Raw genomic sequence first — 396 nt, 5'->3', positions numbered from 1 at the left:
TTCGCCTGGAACGGGAGGCGCATGCCATCGGCCGGCCGATCGCCATCCTGTTCTACGGCGACCATCAGCCGGCCTTCCCCAAGAAATTCACGCGAGAGGCTTCAAAGATTTACAAGGGGCGTCCGCCATGGATCACACTATATCGCATGGTGAAAACTTACGGCGAGAGCGTCGTCGAACCGGGGCTCGTCCTTCGTATTGAATCTCTGACGTCGGATTTTCTGGACTTCGCGGGCGTACCGGTTCCATCTCGCATACCCCTGACACACGCCCTCACGTCGACGGCGTGTGGCGCCAATCAGGCGGATTGCGATCCGGACGTGAAACGAGCGATCCGGTCCATGCTGATGCGTTGACGCAGCGATCCTAAAGCTTGGCTCTGCTCGCGCGAAAAAG

The 396-nt window shown here is 59.1% G+C and carries 1 protein-coding gene; it reads left to right on the top strand.

The annotated features are described in order from the left end of the window. On the top strand, positions 1 to 356 hold a 356-nt coding region (locus tag G4D83_RS45345; RefSeq protein WP_163871184.1), incomplete at its 5' end, for a hypothetical protein. Between the last annotated feature and the right edge of the window lie 40 nt (positions 357 to 396).

Source organism: Myxococcus eversor, from assembly GCF_010894455.1.
In the GTDB taxonomy this organism is placed as follows: Bacteria; Myxococcota; Myxococcia; order Myxococcales; family Myxococcaceae; genus Myxococcus; species Myxococcus eversor.
Note: the sequence above shows the minus strand (reverse complement) of the source record. Positions and strands in the feature narration are given on the sequence as shown.